The 19,900-nt window shown below is 60.2% G+C and carries 11 protein-coding genes; 2 read left to right on the top strand and 9 right to left on the bottom strand.

Annotated features, from left to right (window positions below; translation table 11 throughout):
- Positions 1–23 precede the first annotated feature (23 nt).
- The 8 genes from C9422_RS04160 to aspA all read right to left on the bottom strand — a co-directional run bounded on the left by C9422_RS04160 (position 24) and on the right by aspA (position 17,293).
- Positions 24–4,559 (bottom strand): hypothetical protein, encoded by a 4,536-nt coding sequence (locus tag C9422_RS04160; RefSeq protein ID WP_116579789.1) that lies wholly within the window; start codon positions 4,557–4,559, stop codon positions 24–26.
- A 22-nt stretch (positions 4,560–4,581) separates the two neighbouring features.
- Entirely contained in the window at positions 4,582–9,186 is a 4,605-nt protein-coding gene (locus tag C9422_RS04155; protein WP_116579788.1) for a dermonecrotic toxin domain-containing protein, read from the bottom strand.
- Between the two features lie 161 nt (positions 9,187–9,347).
- A complete protein-coding gene (locus tag C9422_RS04150; protein ID WP_116579787.1) occupies positions 9,348–10,448 on the bottom strand; it encodes a polyamine ABC transporter substrate-binding protein in 1,101 nt (366 codons plus the stop codon).
- A 12-nt stretch (positions 10,449–10,460) separates the two neighbouring features.
- Positions 10,461–11,492, bottom strand: coding sequence for a histone deacetylase family protein (locus tag C9422_RS04145; RefSeq protein WP_116579786.1), 1,032 nt, complete (start codon positions 11,490–11,492; stop codon positions 10,461–10,463).
- 172 nt (positions 11,493–11,664) lie between these two features.
- Positions 11,665–12,657: an AraC family transcriptional regulator gene (locus C9422_RS04140; RefSeq protein ID WP_116579785.1), complete on the bottom strand. Its 993-nt coding sequence runs from the start codon at positions 12,655–12,657 to the stop codon at positions 11,665–11,667.
- Between the two features lie 163 nt (positions 12,658–12,820).
- A complete protein-coding gene (locus tag C9422_RS04135) occupies positions 12,821–13,825 on the bottom strand; it encodes an asparaginase (RefSeq protein ID WP_116579784.1) in 1,005 nt (334 codons plus the stop codon).
- Positions 13,826–13,992: 167 nt separating this feature from the next.
- Complete coding sequence (locus tag C9422_RS04130) at positions 13,993–15,444, bottom strand: sodium:alanine symporter family protein (RefSeq protein WP_116579783.1); 1,452 nt, start codon at positions 15,442–15,444, stop codon at positions 13,993–13,995.
- Between the two features lie 424 nt (positions 15,445–15,868).
- Positions 15,869–17,293: an aspartate ammonia-lyase gene (gene aspA / locus C9422_RS04125; protein WP_003229645.1), complete on the bottom strand. Its 1,425-nt coding sequence runs from the start codon at positions 17,291–17,293 to the stop codon at positions 15,869–15,871.
- A 180-nt stretch (positions 17,294–17,473) separates the two neighbouring features.
- Between aspA and C9422_RS04120 the strand changes: the two genes are divergently transcribed.
- On the top strand, positions 17,474–18,385 hold the full coding sequence (locus tag C9422_RS04120) for a LysR substrate-binding domain-containing protein (RefSeq protein WP_116579782.1): 912 nt from the start codon (positions 17,474–17,476) through the stop codon (positions 18,383–18,385).
- A 59-nt stretch (positions 18,386–18,444) separates the two neighbouring features.
- Here the strand turns inward: C9422_RS04120 and C9422_RS04115 are convergent, their stop codons facing one another.
- Positions 18,445–19,005 (bottom strand): hypothetical protein, encoded by a 561-nt coding sequence (locus C9422_RS04115; RefSeq protein ID WP_116579781.1) that lies wholly within the window; start codon positions 19,003–19,005, stop codon positions 18,445–18,447.
- Positions 19,006–19,400: 395 nt separating this feature from the next.
- Between C9422_RS04115 and purE the strand changes: the two genes are divergently transcribed.
- Positions 19,401–19,892 (top strand): 5-(carboxyamino)imidazole ribonucleotide mutase, encoded by a 492-nt coding sequence (gene purE, locus C9422_RS04110; RefSeq protein ID WP_046818578.1) that lies wholly within the window; start codon positions 19,401–19,403, stop codon positions 19,890–19,892.
- Positions 19,893–19,900: the final 8 nt, after the last annotated feature.

Raw genomic sequence — 19,900 nt, 5'->3', positions numbered from 1 at the left:
TTCAGTCCGCCCGCCAGGCTGTCTCAGGGTTGAGCTTCGAGTTTGAAGAATAGCGTCGGGTCGCTGATGCGCCTCAACACGTAGTCGATCGGTGCCAGGCTGGTGAGTGTCTGACGGCGCTCGGCGCTGAATGTCTGCAAGTAAGGTTCGGCGATTTTAAGGTGTGCAGCGGTGAACTGCTCCGGCGGGGCATTCACTGAATCGTAGTGAAAGTGCGCCAGCCACAACGGCTGATCGTTGTTCGTGATATCAAGAATCCGGTATTCCTGAAAATAGTCCTGGCGCTTCCTGGTCCTGATCCGTCCCTGGTCGTTTCTTTCGATCCGCACCTGATGGTGGTCCAGCAGCCATTGCAGATAGGCCTGTCGGGGTTGGCGCTCTTTCAGCAGACCGGCACGAGTAGCGATGCCTTTGGCGCGTAACTGCACAGCGGCGCTGTTAAGTTCTGCGGCCAGGGTAGCCACCGGCGGGGGTGTTTGCCCTGCGGCGCGCAGACGCGCCATGGCCTGTGTGACATTGATGGCAGCCTGTTCCAGCCGTTGAGCCTGCAAATCGAACAAGTCCTGCATGTCTGCCGGTATGCGGTTGGGTTTGAGGGCATCTTTTTGTGTTCGCTTGATGAAGTCCTGAACATTCGCGTTGAGGTCCAGACCTTCGGCGATGATGTCGATATCGCCCAGGGCCGGCTGCGCCGCGGGTTTTGGTCGGGCCGGAAGCATTTCCTTGAGGCTGGGCTCCTCGGGTGGCGGGGCCTTGGCCGGCATCGGGTCACGTGGTCGACTCTTGGTGACCTTGGTGGTTGGCCGCGAGGGCCCTGCAATGGCAGGTTCGGGCAAGACCGACGGGAGGCTTTTGCCGCTCTCGGGCAATAGCGCGCTCAGTTGCTCCTGGGCCAGTTGGCGAAACTCGCCGATCAAGCCACGCACTCGCTCAAGTTCACTGGGCTCCACTTGGCCAGGGTATTCACCGGGAAGGTCTTCAAGGCGCTGATCGGCATCGGCGTAGACATCGATCAGCCTGCTCAGATCGTCGATGCGAAGCGCTGCACCGTCAGCACCTTGCGGGCTGCGGTTCAAGACCGCGTGCCGGTGCGTGGCCGTCGCCGCCTCGATAATCAGCTCTCCTACCACTGTGCGGGCCGCTTCATTGTCCAGGTGGGCGTCGTCGCGCATGCACAACTCATGGGACATGCCGATTTCGTTGGACTTCAAATCCCACTGGTTGAAGGTCGGCATCAGTTGGCGCAAGCGTTGTGCGGCGACCAGGCCGGCACTGCCAATGGCGTCGAGCGACTCCAGGGAACTGGCGGACACTTGCAGGCGGGCGATCATGTCCTGGCTCAGCGCCAGCGCCTGCCGGACGTCCTCGACGTGGGCCTGCAATAACGTGTTTGAATCAATGAGGGTGTTCTGCGCAAGCCTGTCCGTCAGTATTGCGTAGGCGTTGCGCTTGAGGACGAACCACAGGCTGAGGTTCTTTTGCAGGTGGGTGGTCATGCTCAGCAGATCATTGAGATAGCCTTCGCTTGCGCCCAGGAGGCGCCTTTGCTGCAGATTTTTCAGGGCCTGGCTGTAATCGCCGATCAACGTTTCCAGCTGGCTGAGGTAGCGCTCGGTCGCCTGCTCATGGGCTGACCCGGTTGTGCCCATCATTTCGGCCTGGGCCTTATTCAGTGCGGCATTGCCGGCGGCTTCCTGACGTTTGAAGTTCTCCAGCGCAACGCTCAGCGCTTGCTTCTGCTGAGCCTTTTCCCTGCGCCGGGCCTTGAGTTGGCTTTGCAAGCTGCTACCACCGGCACCGCCGCGCAGGCGCAACCGGGTATCCACAAACCACTGGCCTTGTCGGTTGTGAATCAATAGCGGGCCGGTTTTCGAGGGCTCGTGCGGATACACGAGTTGTACCTGTTGATCGTCGTTTTCCACCACGCAAAACCAGCGTTCACCGACTTTTGCGTAGGTCTTGCCATCCAGGCGATACAAGAACGCGGTATCCCGCTGGAGTGTTTCCAGAGTCGGGAGCGTGAGGTCAGGTGCTGATACGGCCAAAGTGTCCAGATACGTGGCCAATGCCGTGAGCGATCGACGGGGCACCGAGCCGCTGGCCTCCAGTGAGGAGTAATGGCTGGAGGGCAGTTCACCGGTCAAACGGGTGGGAATGAGAGTTGCGGTGAGCCGTGCCGGCCTGGTCGTTGGCGTCTCGGGCTTGAGCATCCCGCTGTCGATTCGTCGTGGCATCGATCGCGCGCCGGTCTTGCGGCGCACGGCGGCATGATGAGCGAGAAGGATGCCCAGGCTCAGCAGCATGTCTGCGACCGTACTCCACTCAGTGAGCTTGTCGTCATGCTGGTGGGCATCCAGCACCTGCTCGATGTCGCTGATGCTTTGCCAGACCCACACCGCAGCCCCTGCCGGACCGCTGAGAAAATTCGCGGCGACGTTGAACAGTGCCCAGCCGCTGTCTCGCAGCAATGCCCATCGGCGTTGCGCATTGGACAGTGACTGTCGGTCAGCGAGTTCGGCCATGGCCTGAGCGTGGGTCTTGAACAGGACGGGGAAAACATCGCCGGTCAGCTCATTGGCCGAGAGCTCGACCGGGCCAGCCCAGTTCACGGAGGTCCAGGGCTCGGAAAGTAGTTGAGCTTCCAGCCATGGGCTGGGAAAGCCGACCGGGAAGGTGTACTGGGCGTATTTGAAGCTGGTGGCCGAGTCGGGCAGCCAGGCCAGAACCGAGTCTCTAAATTCGCCCGGTTGATGCAAGGCGTACAGCAGGTTTTGCGCCGAGGGGAATTGCAACAACGGCTGTTCAAACAACGGGCGATACAGCAGGCACGGCCCACCTTCCGGCTGGCGTGGAGCGATTATGAACATGTTCGCCACAATGTCTGCGTTGGTGTCCCAGGCATGGAGGAAGGCGAGCGGGCGGATGGCGATCGGTTGCGGGTAACCTGGCGTTGGGTTGAGCCATTGGCGAATATAGCCGTAACCCCGTTGATCGATGCCGCCGATGCGACGGATCTTGCACTCCAATGCAATCAGCGGCAGCAAGGCACGCAGTTGACTGATGTAGAAGTGCTGCTGCAAGCCGGCCTGCACGGTGTCCTCGATCAACTTTTCCTTGATCAGTTTGGGGTAGTTCGCGCCGATATCGACGTTGCTCGCCATTTGCGTCAGATAGGCCACAGTCAGCCAATCAGGTACAGGCTGTGGTGGGTTGAATCGAACGCTGGCCTGATACGGTGCCGTGTTTTGCAAGGCGTATTCGCCCAGGGTTTCAGTGTGGACGTCATGCGGGTTGGGCAGCGTCAACCCGCCGGATTCGAAACTGTGGGTGATCGTGATTTCAAGTTTATCCAGGGGTAGCGTCGCCGCAGAGGGCGTGTCGGCAATGATCGCTTCACGCATGCGTTGCTGGGCGAACGTGTTGATGGGCTGAATCCGGAACAGGTTGTTGTCGGCCTGCTTGTACAGTTTGCCCAGCGCATTCACGGATTGGCTGTAGGCATCCAGGTCGGCGGCCGAAGCACCGAACAGCCAGTCGGGAATGGAATCGTCGAGGCCAATGAGGGTGTTTTTCTCCTGAGCGTTGGTGCTATCGGAGGGGAAAGCAGGCTCGGCAGGATCATCCGTTTCGGCACCCTCGGCGGTGATTGCGGTGATGGTATCGAGCTGGCTGGTGATCAGGGCCCAGGCCATGTGGTCGAAAAAATTTCCCTCGGGCTCGAACAGCTGCCACTTCATGTTGCGGCCGGCCAGGCGCGTCTCGATGCGCGCCGGTAATGAGTCACCCAGTTGCTTCAGGGAGTCGAACGATTCGTACCCGTCTTCCACGGTGTACATCATCACCAGGTCACGTTGTTCGTAGCGCCCTGTGAGCACGGCGGCGCCGCCCAATAACAGATGCCGGGTGCCGCCATTGGCATCGACAGTGTCGATGTCGATCAGGCAGGTCTGGATGGCCGACAGCGTCGGATCACTCGATTGCCGTTGCGTTTTGTCAGGTTCAAGCGAGACGGCCCTGGCCACGCGACACTGGGCATCATCCCAGCCGGTGACGTGCTGCACGTCGAGGGCTTTGCGCAACGCATCGGACAGTTCCTGCCAGTGCGGTGCGTGTTTTCCAGGGCTGTTCCAGTAGGCCAACTGGCGCTCGCCAAACGCAATGAACAGCAGGGGAGCGTAGTCGTTGAGCATCTCGGCGATGGCTTCGATGCTGATGTCCAGATGCACCACGGGCGTGGCCTGCGGGTTCGACGTCAGGAAGTGTTCGCCTTCCAGGTAATTGGCGCTGGTGGAGGTAAAAAACTGCCGCACGAGTGCCTGGGTCAGCGACTCGAACCGTGTCGGCAGCGCCACGAACGCGCCCTCGAGCGTTTGCCATTGCGGTGTGCCGATCAGCGTATGGTCGGGATCGAGATCCCGCTCGGGAAACTGCGTTTTCAGGGCCTTGCGCAGCATTTGAGCGGCGACTTCATCGACGGTCGGCCCTTGGCTCGTCTGGTGGATCACCAGGCTCTTGGTCAGCAGGGCCGGGGACTCCGTATTCTCGGGATGTGGGTTCATCGTCATTGTCCTTTTTGACGTTTCAGTGCTGCGAGAAGAACAGCGTACGCGCCAGTTGCGGGCTGATTTCGCTGCGATAGATGGCAATCAGTTGCGGATTGGTGGCAGCCGAGCGCAGGTCGAGGGCGCCGGCCAGCAGCCGTTGATCACGCAGCTTCAGGTGGGCAGCGGTAAAGGTGTCGAGGGCGGCGTTCTTGACGGGGTAGTGAAAGTGCGCGTACCACAGCACCTGCCTGGACTTGCGCTCGCGGATTTCGTATTCCTGCAGGAAATCCTTGCGCGGACCCTTGAGGCGACGTTGTTCACCGTTGCGCACAATGTCGACTTCACCTTTGCCGACAAGCCATTCGACGCGCGCTGCCGTGGGCGGTTGCTGCTTGATCATCTGGACCCGTAACCGATATCCCTCGGTGTACAACCGGTCGCGTGCTTCGTTGAGTTCCCGGGTCAGGGTTGTCGCGGCAACTTCCGGGCTTTCGGTGGTGTTCGATTCGGTCAGGGACCGCTCCAGCGTTCGGGCAGCCTGGTCGAGCAGATCGGCTTTGTGTTGAAGCAGTTCCTCGATTTCAACCGGGCTACGCCCCGGTTTTTTAGCGCTTGTTTCGGTTTGCCTGATGAAGGTTTCCACGCCATCGAGCAGCGCCTGACCCTGGGTGATCTGCACATCGAGTGCGGGAGGTTGCGCAGTTGGCCGGGGACGTTTTGCGGGCACTCGCTCAACCCAGACGCCGGGAGTCTTTTCATGAAAGGTGGCGATGACCTTGCCGGTCACGGGAGCACGCACATCCAGCAACACCGGTTCTCCCGGAGCCGAGCGACGGACTTCACCCACGACGGTGCCCTTGAAGCGTGTCTTGATCACGCGTTTGCCGGGCGTCGGTGCCGGCCTTGAGGGACCGGGCTGAGGTGGCGGCGGCTGTTGCTCGCGCAGTAGCTGCCCGAGGCAACTTTCAGCGTGCTGCTGGAATTCGCTGACCCGCGCGCGCAAATGCTTGAGCGGTTGCTCCACCACGGCGTCCTTGTGGCTGACAGCGAAGTCTTCGAATGACTGGTCGATGGCGACAAACTGTTCAAGCATGCCGTTGAGTGCTTCAGTACGTTCACCGTCATTCCAGACACTGCCTTCGAGCATCAGCTCTTGTGAGGTCTGGATCACCAGGTTGGCGGAGTCGAGTAACCGGGCGAATTCGCCTCGGGCTTCGCTCAGCGCAACGCTGTCACCTTCCTTCAGACAGGCCTCGCGCGCCAGCGAAACCTGTAGCGCCTTGAGATCGTTGAGGCTGTAGACCGGCAGTTTGGCTTTGTAGGTGTTGGCGACCTCGGCGGCACTTCTGCCCAGTCGGCTCAGTTCCTCGAACCGCGATCGGGCAAACTGGATCTTGTCGATCACACCCTCGGTCAGGTTGATCATTTTCTGGTACGTCACACGATCGCCAGTCCCTCCCGGCGTTTCTTCCGCCTCAAGCAATGCCAGGGTTTCACGCAGGGTCTGGGCGAACACCGCATTCTGCTGGTCAAGCCAGGTCTGGTTGAAAAACAACTGGGTGCCGAGCATCTCGACCATGGCCGCGCGGTAATTGGGGACCGAGTCCAGCAGGTTCAGTGATTTCAACTGTTCGATGGGGGCGGCATAGTCGTCGGTTCGCCGGTCGAGCTTGTCCATAAACTGCTGTTTTATCCCGGCGCGTGCATCTTCGCTGGCCGCTTTCAATTGGTTGTAGGTGCCGATCAATTCATCCCGTGCGCGCTCGCGTTCGTTATCGAATTCGGCCAGTTGCCGTTTGAGTTCGGCAATGCGTTGGCGGTTTTGCTGTTTCAACGCTTTGCGCCGGGTCGACAAGCCGCCGCCACGCAAGCGCAGGCGCGTGTCGACAAACCACTGACCGCGCTGATTGCTGATCAATGCAGGACCATTGGCCGGGGACTCAGGCCTTGAGTCGACGATCGACACTTCACCGGTTTCTTCAACGGCTACTTCGAACCAGCGCTCGCCGATGGGGGCGTAAAAGCGGTTTTCGAGCTGATAGAGGTGTTGATGGATGCCGGGGGTACTGATGGCTGACGTGAGACTTTCCGGTTTGGCGATCTTGAAGCGATCCAGGGTGCGGGTCAGGTTCAGAACGGCATCGGTCGTGACTGAAATGCGGTGCTGTGTTTCGGTAGGTGCGCCGATGATATCGGGCAGTTGAACGAAGGCTATGGTTGTGGCTGTCGGTTTTTCCGCCGGTTCGGCCGATGGCTCTCTCGTGGGATTTTTCTCGGTTCTGCGGGCCATTGAGCGGCGCGTACTGGCGTGATGGGCGAGGACCATGGCCAAGGTCAGCAACAGGTCGGTGATGGCGGTTTTCTGTTGTTCGTCGTTGCCGGCCTCGTTCGCGTCGAGGGTCTGTTGCAGGTCATCGAGGACCTGGTAGATCCACGCGGCTGTGCCGACGGTCCGACCAAGAAAAGGCAGTGCCCCGTTGAGGATTTTCCAGGCTGCCTGCTTGAGCGTTGCCCAGCGACTCTGCGCGTTGGACACCGACTGCCGTTGTGCCAGCTCAACAAGCGCATTGACGTTGGCCTTGTACAGGTTGGCCAGGTAGTCGGTGGCCAGGACCCGCGAGCCTAACGTCAGCGGGCCGCTCATTTGCAGGGACGTCAGCGGGTCGGCCAGCAGTTGCGAGACACTCCAGACCGAAGGCAGCTCGCCGGTGAACACGTAGTTGGCGTAATTGGCGCGAACCCTGTCCGGCAGCCAGGCGAGCACGGATTGGCGCAGCTTCGGAGCGTGCCGGATGGCATAGATCAGGTTGGCCGGCGTCGGGTACTGGATCAGGGGAGGCTCGAGCAAGGGCCGATAGAGCAGGCACGGTCCCTTGTCCATCTGGCGCGGCCCGATCACGAACATGTTGCTCACTTCGTCCGTGGATGATCCCAGGCGCCAGGCGGGGCTGAACGCCAGCGGGCGAATGACGATTTCCTGGCCGTCGACCCAGCGATTGGCGTCGAGAACCTGAACCACGGCTGCGACGTAGCGGTAACCCCGTTCATCGATCCCGCCCTGAGTCCGGATTTTTTGCTGCAAGGCCAGCAGCGGTAACTCAACGCGCAGTCGGCTGGTGAACAGGTTCTGACGGCGCAGGCTTTCAAGGGGATCGTCGAGCAGTTTGCTTTTGATCAGCGTCGGATAGGTTTGACCGATGTTGACGCTGACGATCAATGCTTCCAGGTAGCTGACCGTCAACCAGGCCGGCAGCTCCATGGTGCCGGTACTGCGTACGGATTTGTTTCCCGGTGGCAGGGCGATCAGGTTTTGCAGTGCCAGCTCGACCAGGCTCAGCGTAGTGCGCTCAGGCTCCTCTGGCGGTACAAAGCTGCCCCAGACCACGACGCTGTCGACCACGATCTCGATGTCCGCCAGTTGCAAGCCTGTGGCCTCGGGATGCTCGGCGAGCATGGCCTCGCGCAGTTGATCGAGGGCGAATTCGCGGATTGGTTTGATACCGTCCTGGAAGGACTGCCCGGCGTTCTGGTTCTGTACGGTTACCAGATCCATCAGGTGACGGCTGTACGCGGTGAGATCGCCCGATGACGCGTTGGCCATCCAGTCCGGCAGCGCCTGCTCGACCAGGTTGAAGCGCGAGGGCGCCTGCTTGTCCGCTGGGTCCAGCTCGTTGGTGGTGCGGCTGATGTGAGGTGCAAGGTCGGGGTTTTCGTCTGCGGACTCGTTTGCCAGCGCGGCAATCGAGTCCGCTTGCAGGGCGATCAGGGTGCACGCCAAGTGGTCGAAAAAGTTGCCCTCTGGTTCGATCAGACGCCATTGCAAGGTATCACCGGGTACTTGCCCGTTGGTGTAAGTCAGCAGGGACTTGCCCAGCTCCTCTAGCGACTCGTAGGTCTGGAAGCCCTGGGTGATGGTGTGGCTGAGGATTAACGTGCGGTTGCCCAGCGTCCCGATCAATACGGCCATGTCCAGGGTGTTGAGGTGGGTCGAGGCACCCTCATTCCGGTAGTCCAGATCGATCAGGCAGGCGCGGGACCGGTAGGGGTCGTGGTTCATGCGCGTGCTGTTGTCCGGGTAGGCGAAAAGGTTGCGGGCCATCGCAGACTGGTCGTTCTGCCAGCTCGGCTGGGTCTGGATGTTCCACAGTTCGCGCAGCGAGAGGGACAGGCCTTGCCAGCGCGGGGTCGAGGGGGCGGTGAACTGGTTCCAGTAGTCGACCTGCTGCTCTTGAAACGCGTCGAACAGCAGTGGCGCCAACTCATTGAGCAGGCGCCCGATGGCTTCGATGCTGACGGGCAGTTGTGCTGGTGTCCTCTCCAGTGGTTGCAGGGTGAGGTAGTGCTCGCCATCCAGGTACACCACTGGTGTTTTCGCGACACCGTGGCGCACAAGGGTGTCGGTCAGTGATTCGAAGTGTCGTGGCCCGGCGATGACGCGCTGCCCGTGCAGCGTCCAGGTCGGCGTCACCACTATCGCCAGTCGCGGGTCGATCGACAGCTGCGGGTATAGCGTTTTCAACGCCGGTTGCAGTGCGTGGGTGGCAACCTCCCTGATTGTCGGCCCGGCCACCAATTGGGTGAGCAGGGCATCCTGATCGGCTGGGAGGCCGGGTAGGGCGGGAGGGCTGGAAACGTCGGTCATGGTCACATCCTTTGTGAGGCGGCAGGCACCGTCGAAGGGGCGGTGCGCAATCCGTTGCAAAGTAGTGACGGGCAGCGTGCGGTTGGCGGTAAATAAATATCGCGGGCAAAAAAAGACCTGCGCGAGCGCAGGTCCTGGTGAGGGTGCAAACCAGACGGTTGTCAGGTGCCGGACTTGATCTTGGTCCAGGCCCGGGTCCGCGCACGTTCGGCATCGCGCGGCAACGGTTGCAGGGTGTAGAGCGTGCTCATTGCCGTGTCGGTCGGGTACAGGTTCGGGTTGTTGCGGATCGCCGGGTCGACCAGTTCCGTGGCGTCCTTGTTCGGGTTCGGGTAGCCGACGAAGTCACTGACTGGTGCAATCACCTGGGGTTGCAGCAGGTAGTTGATGAAGGTGTAGGCGTCTTCCGGATTCTTCGCGCCCTTGGGTATTGCGAGCATGTCGAACCAGATCGGCGCGCCTTCCTTCGGCAAGCGCATGTCGACGATCACACCGTTCTTGGCTTCCTTGGCGCGGTTGGCGGCTTGCGAGAAGCTGCCGGAATAACCGACCGCGACGCAGATGTCACCGTTGGCAATGTCGGCCATGTACTTCGATGAGTGGAAGTAGGTGATGTACGGGCGGATCTTCATCAGCAGCGCTTCAGCCTTGTCGTAGTCGGCCGGCTTTTTGCTGTTGGGATCGAGGCCGAGGTGTTGCAGGGCCAGCGGCAAGATCTCCGAGGGCGAGTCGAGCAGGGCGACGCCGCACTGCTTGAGCTTGCTGATGTTCTCTTCCTTGAAGATCAGGTCCCAGCTGTCCACTGGCGCATTGTCGCCGAGTACGGCCTTGACCTTGTCCGGGTTGAAGCCGATCAGGATGGTCCCGTACATGTACGGCACGGCGAATTTGTTGCCTGGGTCGTTGGCTTCGATCAGCTTCATCAGCTTGGGATCGAGGTGGTTCCAGTTCGGCAACTTGCTGCGGTCCAGTGGCTGGAACACGCCGGCTTCGATCTGCTTGGCGAGGAACACGTTGGACGGCACCACCACGTCGTAGCCGGAGTTGCCGGTCAGCAGTTTGGCTTCCAGTGCTTCGTTGGTGTCGAAAATGTCGTAGACCAGCTTGGTCTGGCTGTTCTGGGCCTTGAAGTCTTCCAGGGCCTTGGGGGTGATGTAGTCGAACCAGTTGTAGACACGCAACGTTCGTTCTTCAGCATGGGCAACGCCACTGAGCATCAGGGCGCCCAGGGCTGGAACGATCAAACGCTTGAGCCTTTTCATTGTTCTAATTCCTCATTGGGCGCTTTCGAAACCTTCGAGAACGTTCACGGCGTTGATGCCGATTTCTTCTACCGCGTAGCCGCCTTCCATCACGAACAGCGTCGGTTTGCCGAGAGCCGCAATGCGCTTGCCCATGGCCAGGTAATCCGGGCTGTCGAGTTTGAATTGCGAGATAGGGTCGTCCTTGAACGTGTCGACGCCCAAGGAGACCACGACGATGTCGGCGCCGTAGCTTTCGATCTCTTTGCAGGCCTGTTCCAGCGCCGCGCTCCAGGTGTCCCAGCCCGAACCCGCGGCCAGAGGATAGTTGAAGTTGAAGCCCTCGCCGGGGCCTTCGCCCAATTCGTCTTCATAGCCGAGGAAGAACGGAAACTCGGCTTCCGGGTGGCCATGGATCGAAGTGAACAGTACGTCGCTGCGCTCGTAGAAAATCGACTGGGTGCCGTTGCCGTGGTGGTAATCGACGTCGAGGATCGCGACCTTTTTGTGGCCCTGATCGAGGAAGGCCTGGGCGGCAATAGCCGCGTTGTTGAGGTAGCAATAACCCCCCATCAAATCGCTGGCAGCGTGGTGTCCCGGTGGACGGCACAGGGCGAAGGCCGAACGGGCGCCGCGCTGGATTTCCGCCTGGGCGGTGAGGGCGACTTGCGCTGCGCTATACGCCGCCTGCCACGTACCGGCAGTGATGGGCGCGCCGCCGTCGAAGCTGTAGTAACCGAGTTCGCCGTGCAGGCTGGCGGGTTTGATCCGGCGCAGGGTGCGGGCAGGCCAGGTGTAGGGCAGCAAGTCACCGTCGGTGTTGAACTCGGTCCAGCGTGCCCAGGCGCCTTTGAAGAAGTCGAGGTAGTCGCGGTTGTGAATGCGTTCGATCGGTCCGAGGCCGAAATCCTTCGGCGCTTCGACAGGGCCGAGATTTTGATTTTGCACCCGTGCCAGCACGTGGTCGGCGCGCGAAGGCATTTCGAAGCAGGGCTTGAGTTGCCCGTCTATCAATTCACAACGGCCGTGGTGCAGGTGGTGATCGTTCGAGTAGATCGTCAGCATTTTGTTGTTCTCCGCAGGCTGATTCGGTTGAACACAGTCTTGCGGTGCAGACGGTTTAGGAGAACGGCAGGAAAGGCCAAAAGGGGATCGATATGGCCAAAACATTTGACCGAAATTCGCCCCTTTGAAGATCAAAAGATCGCAGCCTTCGGCAGCTCCTACAAAGGCTGGATCAAGGTCGGAACTGGCTCGGCGCCACACCACTCCAGCGCACAAATGCATGGCGAAAACTTGCGGTCTCGCTGAAGCCCAACGCTTCGGCAATCTGATAGATCGGCAATTGATCCTCACACAGCATTTGCTTGGCCTGTTCGAAGCGCAGTTCGTCGAGCAATTCCTGATAGCTGCAGCCCATGTCCTTGAGATGCCGACGCAAGGTTCGCGCCGAGCAATTCATCTGTTCGGCCAGGCCCTCCAGCCCCGGCGCCGCATTCAATTGCGCGCTGAGCAATTGGCGGATCCGTCCGAGCCATGCCTGACGCCCGGTGAACTCGATGTTCTGTTTGCGGCAGCGCTCGGCCATGGCTTGATGGGTGATGACATCGGCCAGCGGCAACGGCTGGTCGAGCCAGCGTTTGTCGAAGGCGAAGGCATTGTTGCGCGCCCCGAAATCCAGCGGGCAGTTGAAGTGTTCGGCGTAGCTCGGCTCGTAGTCGGGCGCGGCATGTTCGAAGCGTGCGCCGAGCAAGGGCAGGGGATGGCCAAGCAGGTCATCGCAGGTGACTTTCAGCGACACAAGGCAGAATTCGGCGTTGAACACCGCCATGGCCGGGCTTTCGCGGTAATCGGCGGCGGCGAACCAGATGCGCTCGCCGTCGTCCTCCAGGCTCAGCTCGAAAAGTGTTCCCAGCAGCGCCGGATAGCGTATCGCCAGGCGCAATGCGTCACCGAAGGTGGCACTGGTGAGCAGGGCGTAACCGAGCATGCCGTAGCAGGAAACGTGCATCCGTCGACCCAGTTCCAGGCCGATGTCGCGCTTGAGGGCAACGGCGTTGGCACAGACCTGCATCTCTTGATTGGTGGTGATGCGCGTGTCGGCACGGTTCAGATCCGCCACACTGATGCCGCTGCCGGCCAGCAGCGCTTCGCTGGACAAGCCTTGTGCCTTGAAGGCATCGAGTACCAGGGAGACCGCGTTGAGGGTGGTGAGGTGGGAGTGGAGCATAAGGACTTCCAGCCTTGGGGATGATTGGAAGGCAGCAAGTTACATGCCGGGTGAAGGACCTGTGGGAGCGAGCTTGCTCGCGATGACGGTGGGTCAGTCACATCAATGTGAATGGAAGACCGCTATCGCGAGCAGGCTCGCTCCCACAGGGAGGACGAGGGCGTCAGATGAGCTCGCCGCAAAGGTCGAGCTCGACAAGCCGACGGACTTCGTCCGTTTCAAGCCCTGCCCCCAACAACCCGTGCAACTTGCCGAATGCCGCTTCACGGGTCATGCCGCCACCGGACAGCACACCGACACCGCGCAAGCGACTGCCGGCCTCATAGACGTCCAGTTCAACCCCGCCTTCGTGGCATTGCGTGACTGCCACCACCACCAGGCCCTTGTCCCGCGCACGGCCGAGGCTGGCGAGGAACTCCGGGTTGTCGCTCGGCCCGGTGCCGCTGCCGTAGCACTCCAGCACCAGACCTTGAATGCCGCTGTCGAGCAGGCCATCGAGGATCTCGGCAGCGATGCCAGGGAACAGCGGCAACACCGCAACCTTCGCCAGTTGTCTTGCCTGGTTGTAGTTCAACGCTGCTGGCAGCGAAGAGGCTTTCACACCACCGCCCTGACGCTCCAGGCGCTTGAACGGATGACGGCCAAAACTGCGGACCTTGGCGCAACGGGTCGGGTCCAGCAGTTCGCCGTGGAAGTACAGATGCACACCCGGCGCGAGGCCCTGACCCAGTGCAACCAGCGCGCCGCCGAGGTTCTCCCAGGCGTCGCTGTCGGTGACACCGGCCGGCAGCATGGAACCGGTAAAACACACGCGGGCATGCAGGCCGAGCAACTGGAAGCTCATGGCGGCGGCACTGTAGGCCAGCGTGTCGGTGCCATGCAGGATCAGCACGCTGTCGCAGCCCTGAACATCCACCGCATCGACCACCGCTTCACGCAACTGCTGCCAGTACGCCGGGGTCATGTTGGCGCTGTCGATCAGCAGCGACATCTCGCGAAAACGCCACTGCGGCACGACAAGTTCCGGCTGGCTGTGCAGGTATTCGCGCATCCGCGCTTCAAAACCGGACGCCGGCGCCAGGCCGTGGGCGCTGGCCTGCATGCCGATGGTGCCACCGGTGTAGAGCACCATGACGTGCTGGGCGGCAGGATAGGTCGACGAATTCATGAAGATTCTCCGAGAGGAAGAGTTCCTGTGGGAGCGAGCTTGCTCGCGATAGCGGTATGTCAGACATCGCTATGTTGACTGACAGTGCGCCATCGCGAGCAAGCTCGCTCCCACAGTTTTTCGAACTTTAACTGACGGGCGCGCGAGATGCGCCCGTCATTCACCTGTCAGCGTTGCGCTGCGGGTACACCTTGCGGCTCAACTTCAGTCTTGCCGGCAGCGGCTGGCGGGTTGGCCGGCCATGCCTGGCGATCCAGATCCAGGTCCGGGAACTTCGCGGAGTCGAACACCGGGGTCTTGATGCCGGCGGCGCGCTGGTCATCGTAGTCACGCAGGATGCGCATGCCGACCTTGAACAGCAGGAACAGCGCGATCAGGTTGACGAACGCGAGCATGGTCATGGTGATGTCGGCGAAGGCAAATACGGTACCGAGGTTTTCGATGGCGCCCCAGAAGATCAGCACCAGTACCAACGCGCGATAGCCCATCAGCGCCTTGCGGTTTTCACCGATCAGAAAACGCAGGTTGCTCTCGCCCAGGTAGTAGTTGTAGAGGATCGAGGTGAACACGAACAACGCCAGGGCCACGGAGATGAACATCCGGCCCCAGTCACCGACCACGGCGGCCAGGGAGTTCTGGGTCAGGGCAATGCCGTCGCCTTCGAAGCCTGGGGTGTAGAAGCCCGAAAGCAGGATCAGCAGCGCGGTGCAGGTGCAGATCACGAAGGTGTCGAGGAACACGCTGAACGCCTGCACCACACCCTGTGCCACCGGGTGCTCGACCGCCGCCACCGCCGCCACGTTAGGCGCGCTGCCCAGGCCTGCTTCGTTGGCGAACACGCCACGTTTCACGCCCATGACGATGGCGCTGCCGATCAGGCCGCCGAAGGCCTGGTCCAGACCGAAGGCGCTCTTGACGATGGTCATCAGCATGCCCGGCACCTGGTCGAATTGCAGCACGATCACGTAGATGGTCACGCCGATATACACCAGGGTTTTCACCGGTACCAACAGGTCGGCAACCTTGGCGATGCGCTTGATCCCGCCGATGAACACCAGACCCAGCAGCACGGCCAGACCGATGCCGGTGTAAGTGGTGTCGAGGCCGAACGCGTTGTTCAGCGAATGCGTCACGGCGTGGGCTTGCAGGCCGTTGAAGGCGAAGCCGAACGTCACCAGCAACAGGAACGCCATGAGCATGCCCAGCCAGCGCTTCTGCAGACCGTGCTGGATGTAGTAGGACGGGCCGCCCCGGAAGGTGCCGTCGGAGTCGGTGCGTTTGTACAGTTGACCAAGGGAGCATTCGAAGAAGCTGCTGGACATGCCGACCAGTGCGGTCACCCACATCCAGAACACCGCGCCAGGTCCACCGAGTGTCACGGCAATGCCGACACCGGCAATGTTGCCCGCACCGACGCGGCCGGCGAGGCTCAGCATCAGGGCCTGGAACGAACTGAGTTGCCCGGCGCTGCTTTTGAGGCTGTCGCGGAACACCGCGAACATGTGGAAGAAGTGACGCAATTGAACGAAACGCGAGCGGATCGTGAAGTAGCTACCGAGCCCGACAATGAGCACGATCAGTACTTTCCCTGAGAGGAAGTCGTTAATGACTTCGAGCATGGATTATTCCTCGCTGTTTTTTGTGTTGGCAAATGCTTGCCGGTCAGACACATCGAGTTACACCGCTGGGCGCACGGCACAACGGGCGGTTCGAAGTTCGTCCCGGTTTCATATCGCGGGTTTGTTATTAGTTCGGGTTTCGCATGGGTTGTGGTCTCGCTACCGACGACCGCTCACGCGAAGAGGGGCGGCACTATACCGATGACAGTGCCGTCCGTCTGCACGGTTGTGGTGCAAGATCAAAAGATCGCAGCCTTCGGCAGCTCCTACAGGGGGCCGCATTTCAAATGTAGGAGCTGCCGAAGGCTGCGATCTTTTCCGCCGGTTAAAAAAAAGGGCCTGGAGAATGATCTCCAAGCCCTCAAAAGGTGAGAGGTGTCTAGTCCCTCGACCTGGTGAGCGGTGCTACAGGTAACGCGTCGGGTTAGGCCTTCAGGGGCACCAGACGCGGAGCAATCATGTTTTCCGGGCGCAGGATGTCGGCGAGCATGGCTTCGTCGAGCAGACCTTCTTCGCGCACCAGTTCCAGCACGCCGCGGCCGCTTTCAAGGGCGATACGGGCTATGCGGGTGGCGTTTTTGTAGCCGATGTACGGGTTCAGTGCGGTAACCAGACCGATCGAGTGTTCGACCAGTTCACGGCAGCGGGCTTCGTTGGCGGTGATGCCGACGATGCAGTGCTCGCGCAGCATGTCCATGGCGCGTTGCAGCAGGCGGATCGAATCGAGGATCTTGAAAGCGATCAGCGGTTCCATCACGTTCAGTTGCAGCTGGCCGCCTTCGGCCGCCATGGTCAGCGCCAGATCGTTACCGATGACCTGGAAGGCCACCTGGTTAACGGCTTCCGGAATAACCGGGTTGACCTTGCCGGGCATGATCGAGCTGCCTGGCTGACGCGCTGGCAGGTTGATTTCGTTGATGCCGGTACGTGGGCCGCTGGACAGCAGGCGCAGGTCGTTGCAGATTTTCGACAGCTTGACCGCAGTACGCTTGAGCATGCCGGAGAACAGCACGAAGGCGCCCATGTCGGAGGTAGCCTCGATCAGGTCGGCGGCCGGAACCAGCGGCTGACCGCTGATCAGGGCCAGGCGTTGTACTGCCAAGGCCTGATAGCGCGGGTCGGCGTTGATGCCGGTGCCGATCGCGGTGCCGCCCAGGTTCACTTCAGTCAGCAGTTCCGGGGCCAGCGTCTTCAGGCGGGCCAGGTCTTCGCCCATGGTGGTGGCGAATGCACGGAACTCTTGACCCAGGGTCATCGGTACGGCGTCTTGCAGCTGGGTACGACCCATCTTCAGGACGTGGTTGAATTCTTCACCCTTGGCCGCGAACGCCTGAATCAGGCTGTCGAGGCTGGCGAGCAGGGCGTCGTGACCGAGCAACAGACCCAGGCGGATCGCCGTCGGGTAGGCGTCGTTGGTCGACTGCGCCATGTTCACGTCGTCGTTCGGGTGCAGGTACTGGTACTCGCCTTTCTGGTGCCCCATGGCCTCCAGCGCGATGTTGGCGATCACTTCGTTGGCATTCATGTTGGTCGAAGTGCCAGCGCCGCCTTGAATCATGTCCACCACGAACTCTTCGTGGAAGTCGCCGCGGATCAGACGTGCACAGGCTTCGCTGATGGCAGCGTGCTTGGCTTCGCTCAGGTGACCCAGCTCACGGTTGGCGTCAGCAGCGGCCTGTTTGACCATGGCCAGACCGACAACCAGTTTCGGGTAGTGCGAAATCGGAACGCCCGAAAGGCGGAAGTTGTTCACCGCTCGCAGGGTCTGGATACCGTAATACGCTTGAGCCGGTACTTCGAGGGCGCCAAGCAGGTCATTTTCTGTGCGGAATGATGCAGCGGAGGACATGATAGAAATCATCTCAATATGGACCCGGTCTGTGCCGGAACGCTGTGAATGCTAGGCTTGTGCGAAATTTTGGGCCAATGCTGTTAAACACTAGCCTATGCACATTCGGCATAATGCCCGTGTGACGCCGGCTTGACGGCGAGCGTGTGACCTAAATTGGTGCGTGTCCGGGAGGACGTGATGAATCTGGAAAGCAAATGGCTGGAGGACTTTAGTGCCCTGGCTGCCACCCGCAGCTTCTCCCAGGCAGCCGAACGGCGCTTTGTGACGCAACCGGCGTTCAGCCGGCGAATCCGCAGCCTGGAGGCGGCGCTGGGGCTGACTCTGGTCAACCGCTCGCGTACACCGATCGAACTGACGGCGGCGGGACAATTGTTTCTGGTCACGGCACGCACCGTGGTCGAGCAGCTCGGCGAAGTATTGCGCCATCTGCATCATCTGGAAGGCGGGCAGGGCGAAGTGATGCAGGTAGCGGCCGCTCACTCCCTGGCGCTCGGCTTCTTTCCGCGGTGGATTGCGCAGTTGCGCAACGAAGGCTTGAACATCGCCACGCGACTGGTGGCGACCAACGTCGGCGACGCGGTGCATGCCTTGCGCGAAGGCGGTTGCGATCTGATGCTGGCCTTCTACGATCCGGACGCCGCGATGCAGATGGATCCGGAAATCTTCCCCTCCCTGCACCTTGGTCACACCGAAATGCTGCCGGTCTGCGCGGCGGACGCCGACGGCAAGCCGTTGTTCGATCTGGAAGGCGAAGCCAGCGTACCGCTGCTGGCATATAGCGCCGGGGCATTTCTCGGCCGCTCGGTGAACATGCTGCTGCGCCAACGGGCGCTGCGCTTCACCACGATCTACGAAACCGCCATGGCCGACAGCCTGAAAAGCATGGCCCTGGAAGGCCTGGGCATTGCCTGGGTGCCCCAACTCAGCGTGCGTGCCGAGCTGGCGCGTGGTGAACTGGTGGTATGCGGCGGCCCGCAATGGCATGTGCCGCTGGAGATTCGTCTGTATCGCTGTGCGTTGGTGCGCAAGGCCAACGTGCGTTTGCTCTGGCGCAAACTCGAAGGTGGCGCGGCGAGCGCGGCATCCTGACGAAAGCAAAAGAGTGAAAGCAAGGCCTTCACTCTTTGAAAAGGGGGCTTTATCGCATTTCAATCGAACTGTTCGAGATACTGGCGAATGTTTTCTCTGTTCTTGTCGCTGAAACGGTTGGCGTTGCCTCTGAGGGGAGAAAACCCGGTCCCTGGGGCCATAATGGTTTCGTTCCACCAGCCGTCATAAAGAACTTCATAATCTTCGTGCCGTGCATCGAACATATGGCCCACTTCATGAGCGGGTGCTCGATAGTTTATTGATGCAATAGCATAAGGTCCACTTGGAGCAGCAATGCCCGAAGTGCTGCTGTTGATATTATGGCGGGTCAACAAAAGGAATTTGTGAAGGTTGTCATCGTATTTATAGGGTGATGAGGCTTTATAAAAGTCGATCTCTTTTGAATAAGCGTACAGCACATGTGGTGCATCACTGTCGATATAGTTGAAGTCGCTGATCCCCGGTGCTTCTGAGGGCGGTACAAATACAAGGGTCATTCGACGGCCGGAAATCTCTTCAATCTCGGCGACCACCCAGTCAAACTGCTCGCGCAGATCTCGCATTTTGTAATCTGTCAGATCTTCATGAACAAAAACCGTCAATATTAATGAGCGTGGCATAAATAATTCCTTGGAAAGTTATAATTCAAATAAGAAATCAAAGTAGTGATCAAGAGTTGTTCGCCGGCTTCGGTGGTTATATATCAGGGTCGGATATAAATGGCTCTTGGAATGGCTTTTCTTATATTTCTTTGTATGTTTTAAATAATCAGTAATGATGCGATTTATTGTCTGTGACGGCGCTCGCCAATCCTGATTCTCGGGTCAGTAAAATCGTGTTTCATGGCAAATGACAGTTGGTCGTAACGGGGGCTGTTTATCTGCCGTATTGCGGTATACTGCGCGGCCTTCGGCCGGTTGCGACTGGCCATAATTCGTACAATCAAGCCACGCATCCTGCGTGGCTTGTTGTTTTTTGATGCGCCTGCGGGCGCCCAGAGAGAAGAGGCACGACGATGAGTGCACTGGTTGGCGTGATCATGGGCTCCAAGTCCGATTGGTCCACCCTTAGCCACACCGCCGATATGCTGGAAAAGCTCGGCATCCCTTACGAGGTGAAAGTGGTTTCTGCCCACCGCACCCCGGACCTGCTGTTCCAGTACGCCGAAGAGGCCGAATCACGGGGCATCGAGGTGATCATCGCCGGTGCCGGCGGCGCGGCCCACTTGCCAGGCATGTGTGCAGCCAAGACCCACCTGCCGGTGTTGGGCGTTCCCGTTCAGTCCGCAATGCTGTCGGGCGTTGATTCGCTGCTTTCCATTGTGCAGATGCCGGCAGGCATTCCGGTTGCCACCCTGGCCATCGGCAAGGCCGGTGCGATCAACGCAGCGCTGCTGTCGGCGAGTATCCTTGGCGCCAAGCACCCGCAGTTTCATGCGGTGCTGAAAACCTTCCGTGCTGAGCAGACAGACAGCGTCCTGGAAAATCCAGACCCACGCATCGCCTGAGGTTGTTG

Origin of the sequence: Pseudomonas sp. B1(2018), assembly GCF_003097365.1 — a bacterium.
GTDB classification, from domain to species: Bacteria; Pseudomonadota; Gammaproteobacteria; order Pseudomonadales; family Pseudomonadaceae; genus Aquipseudomonas; species Aquipseudomonas laurylsulfatiphila.
Note: the sequence above shows the minus strand (reverse complement) of the source record. Positions and strands in the feature narration are given on the sequence as shown.

Bases quoted from the DNA above. Each gene is read 5' to 3' on its own strand.
- C9422_RS04130 (WP_116579783.1), bottom strand. From the start codon at position 15,444: ATGCTCGAAGTCATTAACGACTTCCTCTCAGGGAAAGTACTGATCGTG.
- C9422_RS04135 (WP_116579784.1), bottom strand. From the start codon at position 13,825: ATGAATTCGTCGACCTATCCTGCCGCCCAGCACGTCATGGTGCTCTAC.
- purE (WP_046818578.1), top strand. From the start codon at position 19,401: ATGAGTGCACTGGTTGGCGTGATCATGGGCTCCAAGTCCGATTGGTCC.
- aspA (WP_003229645.1), bottom strand. From the start codon at position 17,293: ATGTCCTCCGCTGCATCATTCCGCACAGAAAATGACCTGCTTGGCGCC.
- C9422_RS04140 (WP_116579785.1), bottom strand. From the start codon at position 12,657: ATGCTCCACTCCCACCTCACCACCCTCAACGCGGTCTCCCTGGTACTC.
- C9422_RS04115 (WP_116579781.1), bottom strand. From the start codon at position 19,005: ATGCCACGCTCATTAATATTGACGGTTTTTGTTCATGAAGATCTGACA.
- C9422_RS04150 (WP_116579787.1), bottom strand. From the start codon at position 10,448: ATGAAAAGGCTCAAGCGTTTGATCGTTCCAGCCCTGGGCGCCCTGATG.
- C9422_RS04145 (WP_116579786.1), bottom strand. From the start codon at position 11,492: ATGCTGACGATCTACTCGAACGATCACCACCTGCACCACGGCCGTTGT.
- C9422_RS04120 (WP_116579782.1), top strand. From the start codon at position 17,474: ATGAATCTGGAAAGCAAATGGCTGGAGGACTTTAGTGCCCTGGCTGCC.
- C9422_RS04160 (WP_116579789.1), bottom strand. From the start codon at position 4,559: ATGAACCCACATCCCGAGAATACGGAGTCCCCGGCCCTGCTGACCAAG.
- C9422_RS04155 (WP_116579788.1), bottom strand. From the start codon at position 9,186: ATGACCGACGTTTCCAGCCCTCCCGCCCTACCCGGCCTCCCAGCCGAT.